Consider the following 24,849-nt stretch of genomic DNA (forward strand, 5'->3'; position numbering starts at 1 on the left):
TCCTTCATCAAGAGTCGTCGTCGTTTGCCGTTTGACCGACACATGATGGCTCGCACATGCGTATCAAATCTCGTGCGTTTTACCGTCTTCTTCGTAGACGATTTTGTACATGTCGCGTTTGCGATCGTTCCAGTTTTGGACTGACCCTTGTTCACGGTGCCGTCGCAGTTGTTCGAAATCCAGGTCATGAATGATGACCGTTTCGACGTTGGGATTGCATTCCGCCGCGATCGCATCGCGAGCGAACTCGGCGTCGGCGGGGGTAAAGATCCCGGACTGGGCATAGTGAATATCGGAATTTTCCACGAACGGTAAATTCCCGGTGCACCCCGAGATCGCCACATACAAGTGGTTTTCGATGCAACGCGCCTGGGCACAATACCTTACCCGCAAATATCCATGGCGGGTGTCCGTATTGAATGGCACGAAGACGATCTGTGCACCTTTCTGGGTTGCAATCCGTGTCAGTTCTGGGAATTCGATGTCGTAACAGACCTGGATCGCGATCCGTCCGCAATCGGTATCGAACACTTCGACCGATTTCCCTGGATTGACTCCCCACCATTTTCGTTCACTTGGCGTGATGTGAATTTTGTACTGTTTGCCGATCGACCCGTCGCGGCGGAACAGATAGGCAACGTTGTACAGCGTGTCATTTTCGACCACGAACTGTGACCCACCGATGACGTTGATGTCGTACTTGATCGCCATCTCGGTAAACATGTCCAAGTACTTTGGCGTATAGTCGGCCAGTTGGCGGGCCGCTTGGCCTGGCCGCGAAGCATCCACTCCCGGCAGCGACAGCAGCTGGGTCGTGAACAGTTCCGGGAACAGCACAAAGTCGCACTTATAGTCCGATGCGGTATCCAAAAAGAATTCACACTGCTTGGCGAACTCTTCAAAAGTCTGGATCGTCCGCAACTGGTACTGAACCACACAAACGCGGATCGGTTCGATCACGTGATGGAATCGGCGTTTGGCGCCCGAGATGTATTCCAGGTTGCTCCACACGGCGTGCGTGGCGTACCCACAGGATTCCGTATCCGAGGGCAGGTAGTTGGGGGTCAGACCACGAACGACAAAGCCGTTGGACAGTTGTGCGGTCAGCACCGGGTCATAGCTATTCTTTTCCAGCACACTGTCGATGTACTCGCGAGCCGACATTTCCTGGGCAAATTTGTGATAGCCAGGGATCCGACCGCCGATGATGATCTGCGATAGATTCATCCGGCGGCAAAGATCTTTGCGTGCATCGTACAGACGCCGCGAAAGTTTCATCCCACGGAACTCGGGATCCACCATGATCTCGATCCCATACAAGGTGTCACCCTTGGGTTTATGGTTTCGAATGTAGCCCGAATCGGCGATCGCTTTCCAGTTATGCCATTCCAGACCGGCGTCATATTCTAGGATCAGGCTGGACGAGGAAGCCGCCAGTTTGCCATCGATTTCGACGCAAAGTTGCCCCTCGGGGAAAACCGCCAACTGGCTTTCAATCTGGTCGCGGCCCCAGGGTTCCATTCCCGGAAAACACTTGCGGGCCAACGCGATCAGGTCATCAAAGTCGTCGATCGTCAGTGGGCGAACGACCATCTTCCATTCAAATTCAGCTAAATCAAGCGGTTCCATGGCAGACTTCCAAATCCCTCAACAGGCATCGCGGTTACTCATTGCGACGAAAGACCTCGCAGGCAGAACGCGGGCAGCATTAGAGCTATTCGCGATCCGACGACAAGTGATTCTTGACTGATTTTGCGGGAATCGACAGCCAATATTTCAATGGCACTGAAAGCTCCAATCGGCGTAGACTGCGGCTGTCACCGCGGAATCATTCTTGCCATCGTTCCCGGCGTTCACTCTTTTCCTAATCGCGAATTCAAGCAGAGCATCCCATGATCAAGCTAGGTATCCTGTCGACCGCCCCTCGTTGCTACAGCACTCGGCGCCTGGTCGCCGCCGCCAAGGATCGTGGGCATAAGGTGTCTGTGGTGAACACCCTGAAGTGTTCCATCGATCTGCAATCCGGCAAGCCAGACCTGTATTATCGCGGCAAGCCCATTGCTGATTTCGATGCGATGGTTCCTCGGATCGGAGCCAGCATCACCTACTTTGGTACCGCCGTGGTGCGCCAACTGGAACAGATGAATGTGTTCGTTTCGAACAGTTCGGGAGGGATTTCCAATAGTCGCGACAAACTGCGCAGCATGCAGATCCTTAGCCGTCACCACATCGGCATGCCGCGGACCACGTTTGTCCGAGACCGTGCGGATGTGATCCCATCGATCGAGCGAATCGGGGGTGCGCCGGTGATCATCAAACTGCTGGAAGGCACCCAAGGCGTCGGAGTGATCTTGGCCGATTCGATCAAGATCGCCGAAGCCATCATCGAAACCCTGCAGACAGCCAAACAGAACGTGTTGGTGCAAGGCTTCGTCGCCGAAAGCAAGGGACGCGATGTACGAGCGTTCGTGATCGGCGATCGAGTGATCGGTGCGATGCGGCGAGTCGCCCAAGGCGACGAATTCCGCAGCAACGTACACCGTGGCGGCCAAGTCGAAGCGATCGAACTGGATGACCAATACCGCGAAACCGCGATCCGGGCCGCCCAGATCATGGGGCTGCGGGTCGCAGGCGTGGACATGTTGGAAGGCAAGGACGGTCCACAGGTCATGGAAGTCAACAGTTCGCCCGGACTGGAAGGAATCGAAAGAGCGACTCAAACCGACATTGCCGGGGCCATCGTCGACTACTGCGCCGCCCATATCGATTTCCCCGAAATGGACATTCGACAACGGTTGACGGTCAGCCGCGGCTACGGTGTTTGCGAACTGGCTGTGCCCGAAGGATCTCACTTTGTTGGCATGACGATCGCCGAGGCCGCGTTCACCGACAAGGACATCAACGTGCTGACGCTGTACCGCGGCAAAACCGTGATCCCCAACCCAAAACATTCACGAACGCTAGAACCGGGTGACCGATTGCTGTGTTTCGGTAAACAGGAATCGATGAAGGGGATGGTCCCCAGCAAGACCCGGAAACAGCGTGCTCCGAAGGTCAAATCGCTGGATGCCGAAATGATCAGCGAAGCAGCATCCGGATCCCACACGTCCTAGTGGTGAGAGTTCGATGCCACGGGTGTTCGCAGGTTTTCGGCCTGCGGTGCCCGCTCTGGGCTGTGCGGTAAACTAGAACATTTGCCGCTGCATGTTGAATTGGCGCGCTCGATCAGAAACAATGGGTGGACTGAAACCCCCACCGGGGTCCACTGGCCCCATTTCTTTTCGCATCGATTCAATATGCCGGACCATGTCTCTACACACTCAATCCCGCCGCGATGGAGTCGGTTCGGCGCGATTGCCGCATGTCTTGCGATAGCGGCGGTTCTGAATTGGCCCTATTCGTACTTGGCGGTGGAACGAATCTCGCGTGGGGGCATGGACACGGTAGTGGATTTCGGATCCCTGGCTCCCGCACCGCCAACCATCGGCGGCTGGCCGGTTCGGTACTGGGTATCGTATCCGCCGAGCAGTGATACAGCCGCCAAGGTCCATCGTTTCTCCTGGGCGGCGCTCGCGATCAACCTTGCCGCGATCGCCGTGGTGGCCGGCCTGCTGACGATCTATGTTCGCCGACGAAATCGAGGTCGCGTTGCGACGCCCCAGCGCGGCATTCGGATCTCGATCGCCGATGTCTTGTTAGCGACCAGCTTGGTTGCCATCGGGTTCGCTCTTTGGCAACGGCTAGAAGGACATGCCAAACAATACCAAGAAAAGGCTCTCACATTTAGCAACATGGGAGCCGCCTATGTGGCCGAAAGCTGGGTCCCAGAGATCATGGCCGATCATATTCCCCAAGCCGTCACCGCGCGGATGCGGAAGTTCCGATTTGTTCGAATGGAACAACCCAATTCGGCGCAGTTGCAATCAATCGTTGACCTGGACGAACTGCAGGGGCTGCGAATTGGCGGTGGCGATTACGATCTAAAAATCTTCGAACAGCAAGTCAACAACATCCATCTTGTCGACTTGCGACTAGCCGGACGACCATTGGATGTTCGCACGTTCCAAGCGATCGCTGCGATCCCCAGGCTAACCACATTAAACCTGAACCGAACCAACGTTACCGCCGATGTGTTGCAGCGTTTGGATCCGATGATGTCGCTGCAACGGCTTAGCATCATGCACACCGACGTGGTCGCAGACCAGTTGGCTGCAGCGATGGACGGATCGTTTTCTGGCGATCCCCAACCGTTCGCTCGGACGCTTCGCGAATTGCGTTTGGGGCATCCGATGCCAGGCGATTCGGATCAATTGAAAATCATTGGCTGGCCCCATTTGGCGTCGTTGACCATCAACGAATTGGAATCGCAACCCAATTCAAACGCCATGACGATTGAACTGGCCGAGCTGCCGTTATTGAAAACATTGGCTCTCGATTCGTTTCAGAAGTACGACCTAACGCTTCGTGATGTCCCTGTATTGTCCAACATCAACGAACAAACCTATCAGTCGATTGAACGTCTTCCCCGCAACGCATCCATCCCCGGCGCATTATGGTTTCGTCGCATTCAAATCGATGGGGCACCACAGTTGCAACAATTGTCATTTGACGCGCGAAGCATCGAAAGTTTCCGTTACAAGGACACTCCCCAACTGAACAAGCTTGGCATCGCCGCCTACGACCGAGCCCGGCAAGGATCGCAACCGCTGAAACAATTGTCATCGGAAGCAACGCAGGCGATCATCGCCGGAATTGGCGGTGGTGATGGGCCTGCGTTGATCGACCTGGACCAGGTTCCGCTAGGCGATGTCGACCTATCGCCGCTGGCCGAGAATAAGGGCATCACCGAATTGCACATGGCGGGATCGGGCGTCACCAAAGACCAGTGGCGAAAATTGGCGGCGATGGCGCAATTGACCAGCTTCGCAGTGGATTCAAGCGACACCGATTCGGCCGATGTGAAATGGATTCTGGATTCGTTCCCGCGACTGGAACGACTGCGATTGTCGCCGAAAACGGACACCGACAGCGTCATGTACTTTGGAATGAATGCCGGAATGGAAATTCCGTCGCTGTCCATCATCGATCGCCCCCATCTGAAATCATTAGAGATTGGCGACACGATGACAGCCTATTTGGAAGAGGCAAAAATCATTCGATTACCTTCGTTGGCGATGGACCTTCGGCTGGGGAATGTCGGTCACCTTGAATTGATTGACGCCCCCGCCCTCCGAGGATTCTCTTTGCAGGGACCACTGTCTGCCAACAGCACCATCAGCGGCCTGCGTGACCTGCGATTCTTTGGCGTCGGCGGTCCCGGAGTCACCGATCAAACGCTGGCTGCCCTGGAAAGTTGCCAAAACATCGACCAGCTAACCATCGCTTACCCCGACGTAACGGCCGACGGTCTGCGTTCGCTGCGGATCCGCGACACGATGACGTCGTTGAACTTACCCGGCACGCCGCTGGACGATTCGATCGTGCTGACATGGCCGAGGCTTTCGGTCCTGACGAACCTGAACCTGCGGGACACGAAGGTGACGGGCAAAGCGATCGCGCATCTGTGTTCCAATTCGGCACTGACGCGATTGGTGCTGGATCACTCGTCGGTTGCCGACACCGAATTGGACTTCCTATCCAGTTGCCTAGAACTGAAAGAACTGTCGCTGCGTGGTGTCGGGATCAGCCCACAAGCGCTGGATGCATTGCTGGCGAACAACTCTCTGGTATCGATCGATTTGGAAGACGCCACGCTGACCGAGGCACACTTCGACGCGATCATCCAATCAGGACGATCCTTGCGATGGATTGGAATCGGCGACAACGAGATACCGGAGGCGACCTTGGCACAACTGATGTCCCGTGTGCCGGAGTTAAGTCTGAATGTCGAACCGACACGATATTCCACGGAACTCGCTGCCAAACTGATTTCTTCGGGACGAATCGTCGACCGTGATCAGTGGCAGATGAACCAACTGCAAGCTCGTTGGATGCAGCAAGCGCAAGCAGGCAGATTTTTCGCAGCCTCGATGATGGGCGGAATGTCGCATGCCGAAGAATTGATCAACATTGACGCCTTTGCCCAGTTGAAAGAATTCGCCCAACAACCGGCCGGTCGGGTCAGTGGCAATCCGGCGGCAATCTTGATCCCAGAGAGTCCCGCCGATCCGGATCGCGCCGTAGACGACGTGCTGCCAGACCTTCGATCCGACGAACCAACCGAAGCCCCCAAATCGAACCTGAACCCGAACGAGACAAAATCATGAACCGCAAACTAGCAGTTGGGTTCCGGGTTCTATGCTGGACGACGATCCTGTTGGCGGCGGTCGGTTGCGACGATCCGGTGTTTCGCCCCGTAGCGTGGATACCGCCGACAGCCGATTGGACGTTGGCGGATAGTGACGACTCATCGACCTATGAATGGCCGATGACCAATTCGGGGTATCAAGTCAACCGTCCGCCGCAGATGGCATACGTCACTTCATTCGATCAAAAGCTGACCTGTCCCGACCCGGTCACCGCCGAATTGGTGCCTTGGCCAACCGAAGGAAAGGATCAAGCGATGCTGACTTTCCTTGAAAAAGCTTATGCGGACCCGGCCCCCGAACTAGACGTCCTGGTGGAACTCGACAAGACGCAGTTTCTAGGCCCGCAAGCCTTCGATGTGTCGTCGGACGGTTCGCGTATGGTGTTGATCGATGCCCAGGGGCTGGCGATGTACAAGATGGACGATGGATCCCTGGTCGGGCACTTGGCACTTCCCGCGGTATTCGCCGCCGGCGCGGCTGCCCCCGAAGCGGTTCGTTTTTGTGGCAACAGCAAGGACATGCTGGTCGCATCCGCCGACACCATCGTGCGGATCAGCAGCAAGGACGGATCGGTCATCGGCCAGTGCGACGGTGTCGGTGATCCCATCGCCCAATGGTTCGTGAACATCAACGACGATACGACATTGATGCGGACCGAGTCGGGCCAATTGTTCGGCGGTGATTCGCAGCTGAAAACATGGAACGACTACAAGCTGCGGAACCAAGCCAAAGTCTCTGCTGCGGCACTGAGCGACGATGGGTTGAAAATCGCGGTTGCCGTCAACCAGGTTCCACGCCTCTACGTCCAAAAGGACTACCAGATCGTCGAATCGGTCAACGATGACGGTCCCGAATCGGTGCGATTGGATCCCAACATCGACGTCGCGATCAGTGGAGGCCAATGCGTCTGGGCCGACCAAGACGGCATTTTCCAGCTCTACTATCAAGACGGAAAGCTGGAGCCGGAAAAGCTGCTGTACCACATGTTTTGGCAGCCGCATTTACTTTCGCCCGTGAAACCGGATGACGAATCCCATACTTTCTTAATTGCCGGCACACGTTTCTACCAAGGTGCCGAACAGCCCATCCTGTTCTTTTACAACACACGCAATCGAGCGCACTCGCCACCCAAAATTCTAAAACAGATTCCCACCCGGATCGCTCACAGCCGCAGCGGTGACCGGCTAGCGATGTTGGAGGCCGGGCAACTGAAAATTTGCCAACAAGTCAGTTGGCCCAAACACGGTTCCGGGCAAGTCAAATGGTGGGCCTACTGGCGTACCGTCGAGGGCAAGTTTGACGTGCTGGAGGAATTATTGGCGATCATCGATACCCAGCACCGCCTGGGCTATGGCCGGACATCCGAGTCGCTGCGTTCTTCCCTGTTGGCGGGCATCGCCTATCGGGTAAGAGAACTGATCGAATCCGAACCGGACGGGGAAGCGATGAAAAAGTTCACCGCCTGGAAAGAAAGCGGCAGCACGATCGCGCTGACAGCCGATGGCATCGGGAACCATGACTACGCTTGGCAATTGCGCGGTTCCGGCTTCGCGAGCAGCGTCACGGCCAGCGGCTGGGAGGGGTTCGAAAAACACATCCAATCGGCGAACAAATCGCTGCAGCTAGCGATCGATTCGGGCGAAGACCTACCGCTGGCAGCACTGGAAGCGTTCCTGACATGTCGCCTTGAAACCGACGGCAGTCTCGACAACATCGACGCGATTGCCCGTCAAGCAACACAGCGGTATCCCGGCGAACTAGAGCCACACCTGTCGATCATGTTCAAACTGATGCCGCAGTGGTACGGCGAAGAGGGTGACGCTGCCAGCTTCGCCATTTCAGTCGCAAAAATGCTTGAACAACCCTACAGCGATCTGTTGTATCTAAAACTGGCAGCGATTTCCGCATCATGGCGGGATGCCAGCAACCGGAAGTTCGATTCCCAGCGGGCAGCCCGAGGATTGGCTGAAATGGTGCGTCAATCGGCTGTCCACGACAACGTGTTATGGGACCTATGGGTAGATTTATTCATCGACCGCTCGCACGCCACATTGATGGACGCCACGTTCGTGCACCTGATGGAAACCACCGCTGCCGTTCCCCAAACATTGGGGAACGGCCACTACCGTGGAATCGAAAACAATGTTCACGGTGTCGCCCAGGCAATTCGCAAAGGCGAGTTTCGCAATTCGCAATGATCAGTCCGCCAAGTACTTCTTGCGGTACTTTTGGAACAGCATCGTGTGCCGGCTTGTCAAATCGACCGTTCGCCCACCGATGTAAGCATCCGTCACTTGAGTCTGCGTTTGCAGGATATCGCCGTCGCACACGATCAGCGTCGCGTCTTTGCCGACCGTCAGCGAACCGATTCGATCGTCCACCCCCAATATCTTTGCGGCGGTCAATGTGATCGCCTCGATCGCTTTGTCCGCTGGCAATCCGTAGGCAACCGCATTGGCCGCATGATACGGCAAATTACGAGCATTGGATGATCCACCGGGATATCCAGGTCCTTCGCCACAGATGGAAAACGTCACTCCCGCGCGGCGCAGCCGATCGGGCAACGTGTACGGAGCATCGTAGGGATCATCGCGATGCATCGGCAATCGATAGGTTCCGGCAACGATCACCGGCACGTGATAGCGTTTCAACAGATTGGCACAGGATTCGGCATCGTAACCGCCATAGATCACCAGATCGATGTCACGGCCCACCGCGTAGGCAACCGCAGATTCAATCGAAGCCTGGCGGTTGGCTTCCACAAACATCGGTTGCTGTCGACGCAGGACGGGCAACAGTGCCGCCAACCGCAGATCCGAATCGACATCGATCTCGCCGGCTTCCACCGCCTTGCCGTAACGTTCGGCTTGATCAAACCACTGATCCAAGTCTCGCAGTTTCTCGTCTCGCTTTTTGGCCTCGGCCGCAGCGTCGTTGTCCCTGGGCATCAGCGCATCCCACTGAACGCTTAGACCGGCCGGTGCACGCAGATTCATTTCCGCAGCTGTCCATCCGTCCAATTGCATCACGGCGGTTTGCCCACGCACAAAAGGGCCACCGGGGGACACGTGCGCGATCAGCACACCGCCGGCACGGGCGACCGGGATCAGTTCGCTGTCAGGGTTCACCGCGACCCAGGACCGGACGTTCGGATTTCGATCGCCGCGTTCCTGCGAATCGACGGTCTCGCCAACCGACAAGATCTCTCGCAGCCCCAGGTCGGTCATCGACTCGATCAGCCCCGGGTAGACATGTTTGCCACTGCCGTCGATCACTTGCGCGTCCTGGGGTTCATCCACGGATTCCCCGACCGCGACAATTCGACCTTGGTCAAACAGGATCGATCCGGTTTCGATCACGGCGCTATCGACAGGATGAATCGTCGCCCCGCGGATCAGGATTGGACGCGACTGTGGCCGTCCGGGAATCTGATCGTTGGCGGTCAGGGTCGTTCCCATGACCGTGATGCATGCGAAGGCTAGGACACGTATTGGACTATTTGAAAACATCATTGTTGACCTCCGCGGTTTCCACCGGCATTACAGAATTCGTCGTATCGCAACCATCGATCTTGTTCATCCACCGATTCTTTCTTGTCCTTCTTGCTAGCCGGTTCGCCCGAACCGGCCGCCATTTGAACCAACCGAGCCTTCCATGCCTGATCTCGTTCTCGCAGTTCTTGTTGCATCCGCAGCGAAAAATATTGGCGGCCATCAATCCAAGACTGCTCGCACCGCGTCGTCGTTGACAACGGCGGTCCGCTCCAAACGATCAGGTCGGCATCTTTGCCGACTTCGATCGATCCAACACGATCGTCGATGCGAAGTTGTTTGGCGGGATTCAGCGTGACAAACTTCAACGCTTCTTCCTCCGGCACGCCACCGTACTTGGTTGCCTTGGCCGCCTCGGTGTTCAGGTGACGGGCCAGTTCGGCATCGTCACTGTTGAACGACACGACCACGCCGGCGTCATGCAACAGAACCCCGTTGTAGGGAATCGCATCGAAGACTTCGAACTTGTAGGCCCACCAATCGGCGAACGACGAAGCCATCGCACCATGTTTGGCGATCCGGTCGGCTACCTTGTAACCTTCCAGAATGTGTTGCAACGTTCCAATTTGGACGTGAAATTCTTCCAACACGTCCAACGTGGCGACGATTTCGTCTTGGCGATAGCTATGGCAATGCACCCAGCGATCCCCGCGTTGAATTTCCACGATCGCATCCAGCTGCAGATCGCGACGCGGCGGCAGTGTGTTGCGGTCCCCGCGATCCCAAGCTTGCCGAGCCGCGTCGTACTGCCGGGCCGCCAAGAATTGGTCTCGCAAAATCTGTTCAACGCCCATCCGAGTATTGGGATACCGATTGGGCGATCGTTTGACGTTCTCACCGAGCGCGAACTTGATTCCCGCGGGCGCTCCGACAAACTTCATCCCGTCCATCGACGCACCCCAGCGAAGTTTCAGCGTCTGGCTTTGACCGCCGATGGGGTTCGCTGATCCGTGCAAAATATTGGCCGTGGTCACGCCACCGGCCAGATGGCGATAGATCGAAATGTCACTGTTGTCGATGAAGTCCCCGATCCGAACCTCGGCCGTCACGACCTGGCCGGACTCGTTCACGCCACCGTCGGTGCCAATGTGCGAGTGACAATCGATCAGCCCCGGAGTGATGTGTTTTCCACGGGCATCCATGATGCGGCAACCGGGTACCTCCGCCAACTGCGTCCCGACATCGACGATTTTCCCATCGCGCACAAGGACGTCACCGTTGACGATTTTCCCCTGGTCGCCACAGGTCCAAATGGTTGCTCCGCGGAACAAGACGACATCGACCGCGGGCGGTTGGGCAAGACCGTAGGCACCCAAGGGGTACACCACATCGATCGGCAGATCGGTATCAGGCTGTGCTGCGTTTGAATCGGCGGCGACGGACTTCGGCGCGTCCGGCTTCGAAGCATCCGACTGCGAATCGGCATCGTCGGCAGGTTCGGGCGGTGCATCTTTCTTGGTTTCATCGGCTGTGGATGTGACTGTTGAATCATCCGACGGTGACGATTGGGAATGGGACGATTTGGGCTGGACCGAACGAATCGCGATCCCCTGGGTGTCCCCGCTGGGCGGCGTCCAGGTCGCTAATACCTTCACGTCGATGTCGTCGTCACGCGTTGTTTCGACCGTCAACAGAGTGAAAGTGGATATCCCCTCGGCAAAACGATCGTCCAACGCGTGCAGCTTGGCCTTTCCGGATAACCGACCGCGTTGCCGGATCAAATCGGTCAACTTCACCGATCGCGGCTGGTCAGCGGCCGGTGCATCGTCGGATTCTGCGTCGTCGGATTCTGCATCGCCGGATTCCTTGCTGTCGGAATCATTGTCATCCGATTCCACATCCTCGGACTCCACCGGTTCAGCTTCTTTGTCCTTGGCTTGCTTGTCCGCGGCTTGCTTGTCCTTGGCTGCATCCGACGGGGGATTCGCCAAGCGAAGGGTCGCCTCGATTCCCTTTTTCTTCTTCACGAACTCGACCGTTGCTTGGACAGGCCCGTCACTTGTCGTCAGCCCGATTTCCCACTGCCCAATCAAGGGGTCATCCGGTCGGCTGGAATCAGCGTCGAATTCAAATCGTTGACCGGCGACCCAAGTTTCGACCAACTTGGTTTCCGTGTCGAACAGATCCCCGCGGGTGATCACTAGGCTAGCCAACATCCCGGCTTCGACACGGCCAAGCGAATCATCGACGCCCAACCATTTTGCCGGTGTCGTGGTCAGCGCGGCGTGAGCGACGGTGGGATCGAGACCGCGTTCGACAGCGACGCGGACCTGTTTGATAAAGTCGTCGACATTGTCCAAACCATCGGTGGTCAAACAGAAGGGCACACCGGCTTGGGCAAGCCGAGCGGGGTTTTCCGGAGCCAGATGCCAATGCATCCAGTCCACTAGCGGCGTATTGCGAACCTTATCGACGGTCGCCGTGCTGGGTGCGTCGGGGAAATCGACAGGCACCAAGATCATCCGCCCCATCGACTTGATTTCATCGATGGCTCGGTACTCGCGGCCCGATCCACGCAGAATCATGTTCAGTGAAAATTCGTCGGCAACGTTTCCCGCTCGCAGCGCCATCCGTTCATTGGCCGCATCGATCACAACGGTTCCCGAGTGCATCATGTCTGCGATCTGTTGCAGATCATCGCTGGGGTCGGGTCGCGATAGCCCCGGGTCGATCTGGTAGGTCCGCATGGCGTCCTGGTACCACTGGGCATCGTAGAACGTTTGTCGCAGCAGCGCCGTGGCGCCCATCGGCGAATTGGGATAGCGATCACGCGACTGGCCGCGTGGTTTGGTCAGCGTGGCATGGTGGAAAACATCCGCGACAATCAGACGTTGGGCATCGTCGGGATCGACCAGGGCCACTAGGCAGCTGGTCCCTTTGAAGATCCCGCCCTTGGGAGCCAGTAATTGCGCGGCAATGCCTTGTTTGCGTAGTTTTTCGATTCCGTCATGCGTCTGGTTGGCGACGTGGACCGCCCGATTGCGTGGTGTAACGTTCCCATTCCAATGTTTCGCCACTTGCGGCGCCGTCTTCTCCGGCACATCCACATCGTGCATCGCGTCGATCAGGCCGGCATAGATACGTCGTCCGCTAACGTCGATACGCTCGGTCCCATCAGGAACCCTTAGCGGTCGCCCAACCGCCACAATGGTTGTGCCATCGATCAGCACGTCGGCATCGATGGGATCGGCACCCGGCGCGGTCACGACCTGACCGCCTTCAAGCAATCGTGGTGCTGCTGCAGAACTGCGCAATCCTTCGGCAGGCTGGACCGAAGTCGCATAGCGACCTGTGGTTTGGGAATACGCCATCGGCGCGAACATAGCGGCGGACAACAAGCCAACCGTGATCGCGAGGGAATGTAAACGCGTCATGCAGAGCACCGGGAAAGGGATCAGCGAACAAAGTACTGGCCCCCAATTTAATCCAATCCCGATCGACAAGCAGCTTGAAAGCGGGCAGCGAGCCAGTTCTTTCTGCAGCTGCTAGTTTTCTGCGCATCGTATGCAAACGACATCAGCAGCGGGCCAGCTACCCCCACCGCCCGCCCGGCATCGGCATGACCATCATCATCCGATTTTTCAAATTTTTCCGTCGGTGCTCAGTCGCGGAATCGCCACCCCAATTTGGTCGACGGCGTCGCCGCCATCCCAATTAGGCCATCACCGACCGATTGCTTGGCACGGTCGCTGGTCGCCCAGATCGGACTTCGGCCTTCGGATTGCATTGCACCCTTTCGACAGCGGATGACTTTGCAGCCAGCCGAACACCGACTGATTGCAAACGACGCTATCACGCAGCGAGCCATCGCAAGGAACCTTGGCCGCGTCCCTCTCTAACCCCGTTCCATTCTGTTGATCTCATGAACACTCGCTTCCGTACCGTACGAAGTCGTCTCGCATTTACCCTTGTCGAACTGTTGGTTGTCATAGCCATCATCGGCGTATTAGTCGGCCTATTGTTGCCGGCCGTGCAGGCGGCTCGTGAAGCTGCCCGACGCATGCAATGTTCAAACAATCTGAAACAACTCGGATTGGCCATTCACAACTACCACGGAACGTTCCAGCAGTTCCCCGCCAACATCGGCACTGACAAAGACCTGTGGGAAGGATCCAACCGGACCAGCAACGCGTCCTGGCTGACCATGATCTTGCCGCAAATTGAAGAGTCAGCGGCGTACGAGCAGTTCACCTTCTCGGGCACTGACTTTACCGATACCGGCAGCGGTACGAACTACAACTGGGAAGTGATGTCGAACCTGCGGGTTCCAGGCTACAACTGCCCATCCAACCCGATGCCCAACGAACGGACGCACACGGCAACGGCAGGCACCCAGGCGATCGGGGCCCCGGAGACCTACAACATCCAGATCCCTGATTATGTGGCAAACGTGGGCTTCTATTTCCGCCCCGGAGCCGACTCATTTGCTTGGGATCGATACTACGCCAACACCGCGACCTGGACCGGCTACGGATGGCTTCAAGACGACGGCTTTCTGTCGATCATCAACAATGTTTTTCAGAAGCGCCGCTTCTCAAGCGTGACCGATGGCACCTCGCATACGCTGGCCGTCGGTGAACACTCCAATTTCCTGCATCACTTCGACGGAACCAAACAAGACTCGCGTCCAGGACGCGGAGCAGGCGGTGCTTGGGCTGCATGGCCCAGCCATTTTGAATGGAGCTCGGCATCGGGCCGCACCAGCAACGTGACCGTACCTCGCTATCCCAACAATAGCTTGTACGCCAACAACTACACCCAGAAAGACGAGAACACACTGCACAACGGTTACCGATCCGCTCACACCGGCGGCGTCCAGTTTGTGATGGGTGACGGATCCGTTCGATTCATCACCGACAGTGTCGACTTCGTCAATGTCTTCCCCGCTCTTGCCGGTCGTGCAGACGGCTACGTGATCCGCGAAGAACACTGATCCCAATCGCGAACCACTTTTCGACCCATTGCGTTTCCATGTTTCCAACACAGCACTCCCTATCCACGTTCAATCCAATGTCCATCAACAAAATCTCATTGACTCTTGCAATCGGATGTCTCACCTTGGCTGGCTGCAGCCCTTCGGGTCCCCCCATGGGATTCGTCAGTGGCTCGTTGACCATGTCAGGCCAACCGATTGAAAACGGCAGCATTGAATTCGTCCCGCTGTCGGGCGGCCGACCCTCTCTAGCTCTGTCCAACTCGGACGGCGAATACGAGGCCTATTACCTGCCAGGCGTGGCCGGTGTGATCCCAGGCAAGTACAAGATTCGGTTCGAAATCGGCAAAAGCAGTCCCAGCGATGCTGGGATCGATCGTCCCAAACGGGGCCGTCGCCCCACGGGCAAACTGGTGCTGGAACCAAGCGAAATCGAAGTGCTAGCTGACACCAACGAAATTCACTTCCAGTTGGTCGAACAAAACAGCTAGTTCAGACGGTGGCGGCTGGTCCTTTGTCTGGGGGCACCCGGCCAGCCGCCATCAATCTGCGACATTGAAATTCCAAGGGCCGTGGGCGAACAGACGTTGAAAGACGTCCCCGCCCGCGGCCTTTGGTATTTCGGTTCCCGAGCTTGGATTTGCAAGGTTTGCGTTTCCACAATCCACCCCCGGCACAAAATCGGATGCCGGCTTAGAACCGGATGCCCAGATTCGGACATCACTGGCGAACCATAACCCCGCATCGGTTCCCATCAACAACACTTGATCGGCAGCGACCAGTCGCGATGGTGTCAATCGCTGCTTTCGCCACGGGATCGACTCTGCCGCCGCCCATTGCTGGACCATCTTTTGTGTCACGCCCGGCAAGACCTGGTCCTCCGGTGGCGACGTGATGATCCCCGATTCCACAATCGCCAAGTTTGCGATGCTAGTTTCGGTGATCGATCCGTCCGCATCCACCAAAACCCCCGCGGCCAACGGATGCACCGATCTTGCGATTTGGTCGGCACGAAAGTAGTGCAACCGGCAGCGTGTCTTGATCGACCGCGACCATGCGTCCGGCGATGGCTGACAAACCGAGGTGACCACCAACGGTTGCCCTGTCGCCCAACGTCGGCGGTGGGCTGCGTCATCCAGACGGTTCAGGTGCATGCCAATGGTTGGCAAACGGTCCGCCGCATCAATCCCAACATTCCCAGGCGTTGCGAACCAGGTGATGCCAACGTCATCCGTCGCCGAGTCCCAATCACGATTACGAACCAATAACTGGTTCATCAACGACCGCATTTCATCGGGCGGGGGTGTCCCCACGATCCCCAGGTAGTCGAGCGATGATTGCCAGCGGCGGAGATGCAAATCGACCTGCCAGGGTACACGGTTGTAGGTCCGCAATCGTTCCACCACGGTGACAGCCTGGCGAAACCCGGCGTCATCCACCGAAACTGACATTTCGGAATGATTCACCCAGCGTCCGCAAAGGTATCCAACGGGTTGCGAAGTGGAATCGGGCATGTGCACTACTGGGTGACCAGGTCCGAGTGGATCAACCGAGCCATCCCGGCCCCCGCATTGCACGGCGATTGGTAGTAATCTAGTTCCGAATGCTGCAGCCCGACCACGGGCGCACAATCACGCGAGTGCACCGGAAGCTTGCTTCCGTCGATTCGCGGCGCGAATGATCGCGGACCGGTGTACCCCAAGGCCAACTGACCGCGGACTCGGTCGATCAACCAATATCGCTTCAGCACCGCGTCGCGTTGATTGTAGAACAGGAACAATTCGCCAAGATTCTTGGTCGCTTCGCTGTGATAGCCACCATGGTTCATCCAGTTACTGGCGATTGCCGGTGCCACCAATCCCGCATCCACGTTCATTCCAACGATGGGCGGTCCCGATAGCACGCGTCCCCCCAACGATCCGCCGGCCAGTGCGTGCAAGGATCCCGTCACCACGCGGGCGCCGAAACTGTAACCAATCAGACTGGTCGGTGTCGCGGATTCAGCATGATGCCTTAACAGCCAAGCCAAGTACAATCCTTGCGCATCGGTGCGTTGTGCTTTCAGCCGGACGTCGTGGGCTAATATTCCTTGTTGTTCACTAGGCCAACTAAAGATGACCCAATCGAGCGGTTCGCGGCTTCGAAACTTGGCGATGCTGCGATACACCGTCAGCCCCCGCCCCACGACGTCGCCGGCATCCATCCGATTGCCGTGCACATAGACAACGGTACGCCGACCTTCCGATCGGCTTGCCAGATAGTCTTCGATCGACGAACTGGAACGCTGCCCACAACTGTTCAGCTGATCGATATCGAATCGCGGCATGTCCAGGTCAGCGCATCCCGAACTGCTGGTGATGCGACGGGTGCTGAACAACCACAGCCGGTCCGCATCGCCAACACTCAGCACATTTCCATGCAGCACATTGCCGCCAAGGACGTCTTCACAGACGACGTCGTGATTCAGTGGGTCGCCGTTTGGGACAGTGCTGTTGATTCCCCCCGGCGTCGCTGACTGGTCCAGGATCAACGGATACTTGGGGGGTTCGGTTTGTAGGGCGGCATCCAGTAGTGCGCGATCCCCCGCGATCGGGTCATTTGACTCCATGGCGGGTTTCGCCAAGTACGGTTCGGGCTGCCAATCCACGGGCAATGGGTTGCCACCGTGCAAAGACAGACCGCTTCCTAATAGAGAAAGAGTCGAACAAGCGGCAAAAACAGCGGCTCGCGCAGATTTTCGAAAATGAAAGATCATGTTGATTCAAGATTGGCAGGTCGTGGGGTGTTGCACCATGTCACCAGATTGTTGCCTAAAAAAAACGATGTTGCGTTTGCACAACACACATAGCGTCGTACTTTTGTTCGGTCTCCTACTCGAGATCACCGAATACGCTCGCTATGCATGTCAAGGAAACAATAATGAATCAACGAATTGCAACGATTATGACGGCGGCAACGCTGTTGATGGTCAGTTCGGGATGCGGCACAATCCGGAACTTCATGTTCGGCCGGGGCGCCCAATGCGGCCTGTGCAACAAGCTAGGCAGCTGCCTTCCCTGTGGTCGGTTTGGCAACATGGCACCGGCGGCGGCACCGTGTCAGTCGGCACCACTCGCTGCGCCAGCATACGCCCCGACCTATGCGCCGGCCTATGCCCCGGCGGCACCCACCTGCCAAGCGCCCGCGCAAGGAGTGGTCACCGCTCCGCCATGCGGATGCCAAAACTATGCCGGCATGGAACAATCGTCCGACGTTTACTCCAGCGGGATGTGCGGCTGTGGCAATGATTATGCCCCAGGCGTCCAAGATCCTTACCTGCAGTCGTCCCCCTACATGGGGACCATCCAAGGTGGGTCGACCAATTACGGCGAACAGATCATCGGCGACACGGGATACCCTCAGGGTGCCCCTGTCCAACCGGAGAGCAACTGGCAGAATCGCACTCAGTCTCGAAAATTCGATACCGACGGTGCCAAGATTCTGTATGAAGATCCGATCCCATCGAACGCCAAACCTTTGTAAGCATTGATTGACGGTCGAGTTAAAATATGAAATGCGTGTGGGCGTCGTCGCCGACCCTGCACTGCAATGTAGTGAATTGACAAACAGAGCGACGGTCGGAGTGGAACTGCTTTTCGCAAGCAGATTTCTGCTCCGACCGTTTCGGTTTTTCCCATCGAAGGTTTTCGCTGTGCTGATTCCCCGAAACCACCTGACCGCCTTTTCGCGCCGACAATGGTTGACCACCGCAGCATGCGCCGGCGTGGCATCTTTGACGGCCGGTCCGCTGGCCATGGGCCAAGCCAACGCCCAGGTACCAGACGGCGGCGCGTCCAATGATTCAGGTTTGGGTGGTGGGACTGGTTCCGATCCCGGAGATACTTCCGGTGCCAGTTCAACAGCCAAAGAACGGCTGATCTACCAGTCCCCCCAAACACAGAACTGGAAAATCGGTCTGATCCTAAACACACCGGTGACTTGCACCAATGTGCTAGCCACGTTCATCGTGCCGATGGACTGGCCCGAACAAACGGTCACAGTCACCGGCAGAACGATCGACAATGCAGTCTCGGGATGGAAGACGCGTGACCTGCCCGGCGGTGCGCGCCAAGTTGTGTTGCAGATGGCACGTGTTCCCGGCGGTTCGACGGTGGAGATGACATTCGAATTTGCGATCGCACGATCACGGATTTTGCCACCGGACCTGACGGACGACTTAGTCATTCCATCGCGTCCGCCTCGCGACCTCCGCGTCTTCATGGGCAATAGCCCCAACATCGATACCAGCCACGGCAAGATCCGAATGGTGGCTCGCGATCTGAAGAAAGAACCGGCGGACAACGATTGGCAACGCGTCGAACAGATCTACGACTATGTACGCGATAACGTCGAATACATCGAAGGCCCCATTCGAAACGCATCGGATGCTTTGAAGGATGGCAAAGGCGACTGCGAAGACATGACCAGCCTGTTTGTCGCGTTGTGCCGTAACAACGGCATCCCAGCACGGATGGTATGGATCCCCGACCACTGCTATCCCGAGTTCTATCTAGAAACTCCTGACGGCGAAGGCATTTGGTTTCCATGCCAAGCCGCTGGAACACGTCAATTTGGACGGATGGACGAATACCGTCCGGTCCTGCAGAAGGGCGACCGTTTCAAAGTGCCCGAGAGTTCGTCGCCGCTGCGTTATGTCAGCGAATACTTTCGTTGCGATCGCAAAGGCAAGTCGGACCCGCGGCCGAAGTTTGTGCGCGACATGATCGACGTTTGATTCCTGCCGGATCGGATGGCGCAGCGGTCGGGAATGTGGCGGAGACGAAAAAGGCTGAGTGGTGGCGGTGGGGAATTCTGGCGAATCCCACTACGGGAGTGTGGAGGTCGATTCGACGTCGTCGGCTGGGGAAGCATCTGCTTCGTCCGCGTCTTGCGATGCTTTCGATTCAGTGGGGTCTTCCATCGATGCGATCTCGATCTGCAATAAAATTTCTTTGCCATCGCGGCTGATCTTGAATTCTTGGAACGATCCCACTGGCAACCGTTCGATCGCGGATTGCAAACTGGCCGCATCGCCGACATGCTCGCCATCGATGGCGATGATCACATCAATGGGCTGGATACCACCGCGCTGGGCTGCAGATCCTTCGATCACTTGATGGACCAAGACACCTAGCCCGACCGGCAGCTTGAACATCGCTGCGATCTTGGGATTCAATTCAGCGATTCGAAGTCCGATCGCAGCGCGGCGGACCTGGCCATGTTCAGCCAGTTCGTTGGCGATCCATTTGGCTTGGTTGATTGGGATGGCAAACCCGATCCCCTGATAGCCACCGTTACGAGTGGCGATCGCGGTACTGATCGCGACGACCTGTCCATCCAAGTCGACCAACGGACCACCCGAATTGCCGGGGTTGATCGCGGCGTCCGTTTGGATCATTCGGCCGCGAGTGATCCGACCTAATTCTCGGTTCTTGGCACTGATGATCCCTGCGCTGACCGTTGCTTCCAAACGGAACGGGCTGCCGATCGCTAGTACCCAGTCGCCAATTTCCAGTTGTTCGGAATCGCCCAGGTCAGCGAATGGCAGGGGTGCGTCTCGATCGATTCGCAGCGTTGCCACATCACTGGCCGCGTCACCGAACACTTCGGTCGCGTCAAATTCGGTTTCGTCCGACAATTGCACGACGACTCGCTTGGCACCGGCGATGACATGGTTGTTGGTAATCACGCGACCGTCTTCACTGATGATCACGCCGCTGCCGATTCCCGTCAGCTGTTTGTCGTCGGTTTCCGGATCCTGGGTCGGTGATGAATCCTGATCCGAATCGGGCGATTCATTGGAACCGCCGCGCTGGGTCCCACCGTTCGGGGGCACGCGGCCCAACGTCGGTGCGACCGGTTGCCCGTACGACAAGATGGTGACCACTGCGGGTGTCGCACGCCGGGCGGCAAATCGAAACGCACGAGACAGAGCACGCGGCCCGGCCTGGACTTCGGCAACGACCTTGGACGGGGTGTCAGCTTCGGAAACCTTCGGTGAATCTGCCGGCGTGGCGTCTACCGCATCGGCGGTCGTCGGTGACTGCGCCAACACGGTCGACCCGCTGGACAACCAGCAGAAGGCCCAACCGAGAACCAAAACAAGAGTCAATCGAAGGTGCATGCGGGGATCGCGGTCAATCATCGTTGTTATTCCTAGCGAATCGCTTTGATCGTAAGATGGCAATATAACGATCAGCTTTGTGTCTGTCGGCGACTGAACCTACCAGAATCTGTGAACCGGTCATGCTTGCGTCTACCTTGCTGGCAAAGAAACGCGACGGCCACGAACTATCCGATGACGAAATCCGATTTCTGATCCACGGTTTTTGTCAGGGGGACATTACCGACTATCAGATGTCCGCGTTGGCGATGGCAATCTGTTGCCGCGGAATGACGTCCCAGGAAACCGCCACGTTGACCGTTGCGATGCTGGAAAGCGGATCACGGTTGCCTCGCACAATGCATGATCGGCCTCGAGTCGATAAGCATAGCACCGGCGGGTTGGGCGACAAGGTTTCCCTGATTTTGGCACCGCTGCTTGCAGCCTGCGATGTGGACGTCCCGATGGTCAGCGGGCGAGGCCTCGGGTTGACCGGCGGTACGCTGGACAAATTGGAATCGATCGAAGGATTGACGGTTGACCTAACAGCCGAACAGATGGCTGGACAACTGGCCCAAACCGGCTGTTTCATCGTCGGGGCCAATGATCAAATTGCCCCCGCAGATCGTCGCCTGTATGCACTTCGCGACGTGACGGGTACGGTCGAATCGATCGCGTTGATCACGGCCAGCATCCTTAGTAAAAAGCTTGCGGCCAACTTAGATGCATTGGTCATGGATGTGAAAACGGGATCCGCCGCTTTCATGAAAACGGAAGCCGATGCCGTCGCGCTGGCAGAGTCCCTCGTGTCGGTCGGCCGCCAAGCCGGGCTGAACACGATCGCGTTGATGACGGACATGGACCAACCGTTGGGATCCACGATCGGCAACGCCATCGAAGTCAACGAATCGGTGGACGTGTTAGGTGGCCAGCACGGCCCAGTACGTGACCTAACCGTCCGGCTAGGTGCCGAACTATTGGTCCAAGTGCAGATGGCCGAAACCGTGGACGCCGCGGAAGAGCGATTGTGCCGAGCGATCGACGGCGGTCAGGCGATGGAAAAATTTGAATCGATGATCCGCGGCCAGGGGGGACGACGAAGTGGCCCTCTGACGCTGCATCCGCCGACTCCGATCCTAGCGGATGCCGACGGTTACATTGCAAGTTTCGACAACCAAACGATCGGCCAGGCGATCGTTGCATTGGGGGGTGGCCGACGCAAGGCGGGCGACCCGATCGACCATCGGGTGGGCATCCAGGTTCGTCATCGAATTGGCGACAGGGTCCAGCGTGGCGAACCGATTCTCGTCTTGCATTGCCACACCCACCAAGCCAGCGAGTATGCTGAACGCCTGCATCAGGCGATCACGGTCAGTGAAACTCTGGTCCGCCGGCGAGAACTTATCCTGAGGCGATTCCACTAGGCCGGCTGCAGATTTGCGTCGTGACACGCTGTCGCTATCGGCCATGGATCGCCTGTTTTGACCAAGCCCCAACCATTTGCATCTTTTCCTTTCCGCCAGACGAAGAACATGCTCGAGCTGAAACCTCACGAAGTGGAACAGTTGGTTCATTCAGCCATCAATGCTCGCGACCAGGCATACGCGCCGCACAGTCACTTCTATGTCGGTGCAGCGATGCTGATGGATGATGGTGAAATCGTGTGCGGATGCAATGTGGAAAACGCCAGCTATTCGATGTGCCTGTGTGCCGAACGGGTTGCAGCGTCCAGTGCCGTCGCGGCCGGTTATCGCAAGTGGCGAGCGATTGCAATCGCCAGCGTCGGCGGAGTATCGCCGTGCGGAGCCTGTCGTCAATTTTTGGCTGAATTCGGTCAGACCACGACCGTGATCATGGTCAACGTGCTGGATGGCAGTCGCAAGATCCGAAAACTCGCGCAGCTATTGCCCGACGCATTCGACGCGTCGAACCTGCCAAGCCACCCGTAATGAATGACCGCGGCGCGGTTCAATCGGCGATGCGATTTACAGATTGGCCGGTGCGGTGACCGACCACCCCAGCGCCCACTGCAGTCGGAACTGAGCTTGGTTGTGCGAGACGACCGATTGCAGGTAGGCCCGCTTGGCCGATTCAAGAGCCTGCACCGCTTGCAGAACTTCGATCGGCAATCCTTCGCCATCGCGAATTCGTTCCACGTTGGACAGGTACGACTGCTGGGCCGTTCGAATGGCTTGCTGAGTCATGTCGATCTGTTGGCGGCGGAAATCGACTTGGCTGTAGGCTTCTGAAACCTCCAATGCGACTTGGTCCATCACCTGCAGTTTTTGGTACCTGGCCTGTTGGACCCTGGCGGCGGATCCGCGACGGGCAGCCCGTTCGCCGAAGCCAAGGTTGCGAACCTGCCATGTCATGGCGGCATCAAAATCATACCGGCCATCGACGTCATCGATATCGCCACCGAGTCCACCACCAAAACCGCTGGTGCTGTAACCGAGCAAAACGCTGGGGACGAACGGAGCATACTTTTCTCGCTTGAATGCTTCGCAGGCTGCGGCCACCAATGCTTGTGATTCTTTCAGCTCGGGACGCATCGAAAGGCCGGTGCTGATCAAGGATCCCTTGTCAGCATCGATCGCGACCAGATCCAACGGGACCACGTTGACGTCCATCGGCTGAATCTCGGTCCCGGCATCGATGCTGATCGCTTGTGCCAAGCGTGCCGAAGCGATGGAGATGCGTTCGCGGACGCCGATCAATCGACTTTCCATCAACGTCAACTCCGTGCGCATTCGATCCGCATCCGCCTGAAGCCCTTCGCCGGCCTGAGCGTAGTCGCTGGTAATTTTGGACAGCTCGGCTGTCCGATCACGAGATTCCTCTGTGATCCGAGCATCTTGATGAGCATCCAACAGTTCGATGTAGGCGAGCGATGCGGTCAACATTTGTTGGTTTAGGACAGCGGTGGCGGCATGCCCACGAGCCCAAGCCGTCTTCTCTGCGATTTCCGGTTGGAAGATTGCGTCGGCCAGATGGAACTGAGCGACCAGACCCGGACGCGGTGTGGTCCCCGCCCCCACAGCCCCGTTGCCCAATCCGTACTGGAACGAATTGCGGTTTACATCGACGATCGTCCCATCGCTGGCCTGGTAGTTGCCGTCGTGGCGATGAAAATTCAACCCGCCTTGGATCGATGGCAGCCACAGGACTTCGGCTTGGGCCAATTCGGCGTAGGCCTGCTGGACTCGCCACTGTGCGAAACCAACCGCGGGGTGCTGTCCACCGACGTGCGCCAGCGCCGATGGCAAATTCAATTCGATCACGCCATTCGGCATCGCTGACGACCCATCGACGATGGTGGATTCCATCGCGATCCCGTTGGCATCTTCGAAGGGGATCACCACGGGCGTGATGGACGGCGTCTGATCGTGTCCCATCGCAGGGTGGATGACCGGAACGTCATCGGCGTCGACGACGCTTTCAAACGCGGCCTGGGAAAACGTGCTGGCGGGCGAACTGGGTGTCGTTGTGACCAGGTGTGCCGGTTCAGCCGATACGACCGGTTCCAGCCGGTACTTGCGTCCGTCGATCGTCAACGTTCCGCGTGCACCACTGGTCTCTGGCACCGCGTCGTTGTGCACAACCGCCTGTACAGCCGCCTGCACAGCGGACTCTTCGACGGGTTTCGCAGTGGAATGGAGGTCGGCGGCCAGGAGATCCCGGTTTGTCTTGGGCGAACGCTGCGAGATGGCCGGCAGAGGGGGCTGGGTTTGCGAGGGTGGCGTTGCCGCCACCTGGGCCGCGGCAGGCACGTCTGCGGGCTGAAATGCCAGCCGCTGATTGCTGGCACAACCTGTTAAGCCGGCTAATCCCGTCAAACCCAAGGTGACTAATAGGCGGGGCATCCCGTCCTCCGTTTTTTCCGTGGCGTTCATTTCCATTGCACGCGTTACTCCG

17 protein-coding genes are annotated in these 24,849 nt (G+C 57.5%); 9 read left to right on the plus strand and 8 right to left on the minus strand.

Annotation, left to right across the window (positions count from 1 at the left end; all coding sequences use genetic code 11):
* Positions 1-63 precede the first annotated feature (63 nt).
* The gene (locus tag K227x_RS23360) at positions 64-1,629 is read right to left on the minus strand and encodes a bifunctional GNAT family N-acetyltransferase/carbon-nitrogen hydrolase family protein (RefSeq protein ID WP_145173557.1); all 1,566 of its coding nucleotides are present in this window, start codon (positions 1,627-1,629) and stop codon (positions 64-66) included.
* A 266-nt stretch (positions 1,630-1,895) separates the two neighbouring features.
* Between K227x_RS23360 and K227x_RS23365 the strand changes: the two genes are divergently transcribed.
* From K227x_RS23365 to K227x_RS23375, 3 genes are all read left to right on the plus strand, one after another.
* Positions 1,896-3,113, plus strand: coding sequence for a RimK family alpha-L-glutamate ligase (locus tag K227x_RS23365; protein ID WP_145178356.1), 1,218 nt, complete (start codon positions 1,896-1,898; stop codon positions 3,111-3,113).
* A 333-nt stretch (positions 3,114-3,446) separates the two neighbouring features.
* Positions 3,447-6,266, plus strand: a complete 2,820-nt coding sequence (locus K227x_RS23370) for a leucine-rich repeat domain-containing protein (RefSeq protein WP_145173560.1) — start codon at positions 3,447-3,449, stop codon at positions 6,264-6,266.
* Entirely contained in the window at positions 6,263-8,506 is a 2,244-nt protein-coding gene (locus K227x_RS23375) for a hypothetical protein (RefSeq protein WP_145173563.1), read from the plus strand. The genes K227x_RS23370 and K227x_RS23375 overlap by 4 nt, the downstream gene beginning before the upstream one ends.
* Here the strand turns inward: K227x_RS23375 and K227x_RS23380 are convergent, their stop codons facing one another.
* The 3 genes from K227x_RS23380 to K227x_RS31480 form a co-directional block, all read right to left on the minus strand.
* Positions 8,507-9,820 (minus strand): amidohydrolase family protein, encoded by a 1,314-nt coding sequence (locus K227x_RS23380; RefSeq protein WP_246146129.1) that lies wholly within the window; start codon positions 9,818-9,820, stop codon positions 8,507-8,509.
* Positions 9,817-13,233 (minus strand): amidohydrolase family protein, encoded by a 3,417-nt coding sequence (locus tag K227x_RS23385; protein ID WP_145173566.1) that lies wholly within the window; start codon positions 13,231-13,233, stop codon positions 9,817-9,819. Before K227x_RS23385 ends, K227x_RS23380 begins: the two co-directional genes overlap by 4 nt.
* Before the next feature lie 227 nt (positions 13,234-13,460).
* On the minus strand, positions 13,461-13,586 hold the full coding sequence (locus K227x_RS31480) for a hypothetical protein (protein WP_261343414.1): 126 nt from the start codon (positions 13,584-13,586) through the stop codon (positions 13,461-13,463).
* Positions 13,587-13,721: 135 nt separating this feature from the next.
* On the opposite strand from K227x_RS31480, the gene K227x_RS23390 reads away from it, so the two are divergent.
* Together K227x_RS23390 and K227x_RS23395 are read left to right on the plus strand one after the other, a co-directional pair.
* Complete coding sequence (locus tag K227x_RS23390; protein ID WP_145173569.1) at positions 13,722-14,792, plus strand: DUF1559 domain-containing protein; 1,071 nt, start codon at positions 13,722-13,724, stop codon at positions 14,790-14,792.
* A gap of 77 nt (positions 14,793-14,869) precedes the next feature.
* The gene (locus tag K227x_RS23395) at positions 14,870-15,283 is read left to right on the plus strand and encodes a carboxypeptidase-like regulatory domain-containing protein (protein ID WP_218933482.1); all 414 of its coding nucleotides are present in this window, start codon (positions 14,870-14,872) and stop codon (positions 15,281-15,283) included.
* Between the two features lie 51 nt (positions 15,284-15,334).
* Here the strand turns inward: K227x_RS23395 and K227x_RS23400 are convergent, their stop codons facing one another.
* Both K227x_RS23400 and K227x_RS23405 read right to left on the minus strand, forming a co-directional pair.
* The gene (locus tag K227x_RS23400) at positions 15,335-16,306 is read right to left on the minus strand and encodes an aminotransferase class IV (RefSeq protein WP_145173575.1); all 972 of its coding nucleotides are present in this window, start codon (positions 16,304-16,306) and stop codon (positions 15,335-15,337) included.
* A 5-nt stretch (positions 16,307-16,311) separates the two neighbouring features.
* A complete protein-coding gene (locus tag K227x_RS23405; RefSeq protein ID WP_145173578.1) occupies positions 16,312-17,547 on the minus strand; it encodes a hypothetical protein in 1,236 nt (411 codons plus the stop codon).
* 164 nt (positions 17,548-17,711) lie between these two features.
* Between K227x_RS23405 and K227x_RS30810 the strand changes: the two genes are divergently transcribed.
* Positions 17,712-18,314, plus strand: a complete 603-nt coding sequence (locus tag K227x_RS30810) for a hypothetical protein (protein ID WP_218933483.1) — start codon at positions 17,712-17,714, stop codon at positions 18,312-18,314.
* Positions 18,315-18,483: 169 nt separating this feature from the next.
* Positions 18,484-19,566 (plus strand): transglutaminase-like domain-containing protein, encoded by a 1,083-nt coding sequence (locus K227x_RS23415; protein WP_246146131.1) that lies wholly within the window; start codon positions 18,484-18,486, stop codon positions 19,564-19,566.
* Between the two features lie 90 nt (positions 19,567-19,656).
* Here K227x_RS23415 and K227x_RS23420 read toward each other — a convergent pair whose 3' ends face one another.
* On the minus strand, positions 19,657-20,976 hold the full coding sequence (locus K227x_RS23420) for a S1C family serine protease (protein WP_145173581.1): 1,320 nt from the start codon (positions 20,974-20,976) through the stop codon (positions 19,657-19,659).
* Between the two features lie 101 nt (positions 20,977-21,077).
* Here K227x_RS23420 and K227x_RS23425 point away from each other — a divergent pair, with 101 nt between their 5' ends.
* Positions 21,078-22,358 (plus strand): thymidine phosphorylase, encoded by a 1,281-nt coding sequence (locus K227x_RS23425; RefSeq protein ID WP_145173584.1) that lies wholly within the window; start codon positions 21,078-21,080, stop codon positions 22,356-22,358.
* A 108-nt stretch (positions 22,359-22,466) separates the two neighbouring features.
* Positions 22,467-22,883: a cytidine deaminase gene (locus K227x_RS23430; RefSeq protein WP_145173587.1), complete on the plus strand. Its 417-nt coding sequence runs from the start codon at positions 22,467-22,469 to the stop codon at positions 22,881-22,883.
* Between the two features lie 36 nt (positions 22,884-22,919).
* Here the strand turns inward: K227x_RS23430 and K227x_RS23435 are convergent, their stop codons facing one another.
* Positions 22,920-24,797: a TolC family protein gene (locus tag K227x_RS23435; RefSeq protein WP_145173590.1), complete on the minus strand. Its 1,878-nt coding sequence runs from the start codon at positions 24,795-24,797 to the stop codon at positions 22,920-22,922.
* Positions 24,798-24,849 lie beyond the last annotated feature (52 nt).

Origin of the sequence: Rubripirellula lacrimiformis, assembly GCF_007741535.1 — a bacterium.
Lineage (GTDB): Bacteria > Planctomycetota > Planctomycetia > Pirellulales > Pirellulaceae > Rubripirellula > Rubripirellula lacrimiformis.

Coding starts and splice junctions, on each gene's coding strand:
- K227x_RS23360 (WP_145173557.1), bottom strand. CDS start 1,629: ATGGAACCGCTTGATTTAGCTGAATTTGAATGGAAGATGGTCGTTCGC.
- K227x_RS23375 (WP_145173563.1), top strand. CDS start 6,263: ATGAACCGCAAACTAGCAGTTGGGTTCCGGGTTCTATGCTGGACGACG.
- K227x_RS23380 (WP_246146129.1), bottom strand. CDS start 9,820: ATGATGTTTTCAAATAGTCCAATACGTGTCCTAGCCTTCGCATGCATC.
- K227x_RS23385 (WP_145173566.1), bottom strand. CDS start 13,233: ATGACGCGTTTACATTCCCTCGCGATCACGGTTGGCTTGTTGTCCGCC.
- K227x_RS31480 (WP_261343414.1), bottom strand. CDS start 13,586: ATGCAATCCGAAGGCCGAAGTCCGATCTGGGCGACCAGCGACCGTGCC.
- K227x_RS23390 (WP_145173569.1), top strand. CDS start 13,722: ATGAACACTCGCTTCCGTACCGTACGAAGTCGTCTCGCATTTACCCTT.
- K227x_RS23395 (WP_218933482.1), top strand. CDS start 14,870: ATGTCCATCAACAAAATCTCATTGACTCTTGCAATCGGATGTCTCACC.
- K227x_RS23400 (WP_145173575.1), bottom strand. CDS start 16,306: ATGCCCGATTCCACTTCGCAACCCGTTGGATACCTTTGCGGACGCTGG.
- K227x_RS23405 (WP_145173578.1), bottom strand. CDS start 17,547: ATGATCTTTCATTTTCGAAAATCTGCGCGAGCCGCTGTTTTTGCCGCT.
- K227x_RS30810 (WP_218933483.1), top strand. CDS start 17,712: ATGAATCAACGAATTGCAACGATTATGACGGCGGCAACGCTGTTGATG.
- K227x_RS23420 (WP_145173581.1), bottom strand. CDS start 20,976: ATGATTGACCGCGATCCCCGCATGCACCTTCGATTGACTCTTGTTTTG.
- K227x_RS23425 (WP_145173584.1), top strand. CDS start 21,078: ATGCTTGCGTCTACCTTGCTGGCAAAGAAACGCGACGGCCACGAACTA.
- K227x_RS23430 (WP_145173587.1), top strand. CDS start 22,467: ATGCTCGAGCTGAAACCTCACGAAGTGGAACAGTTGGTTCATTCAGCC.
- K227x_RS23435 (WP_145173590.1), bottom strand. CDS start 24,797: ATGCCCCGCCTATTAGTCACCTTGGGTTTGACGGGATTAGCCGGCTTA.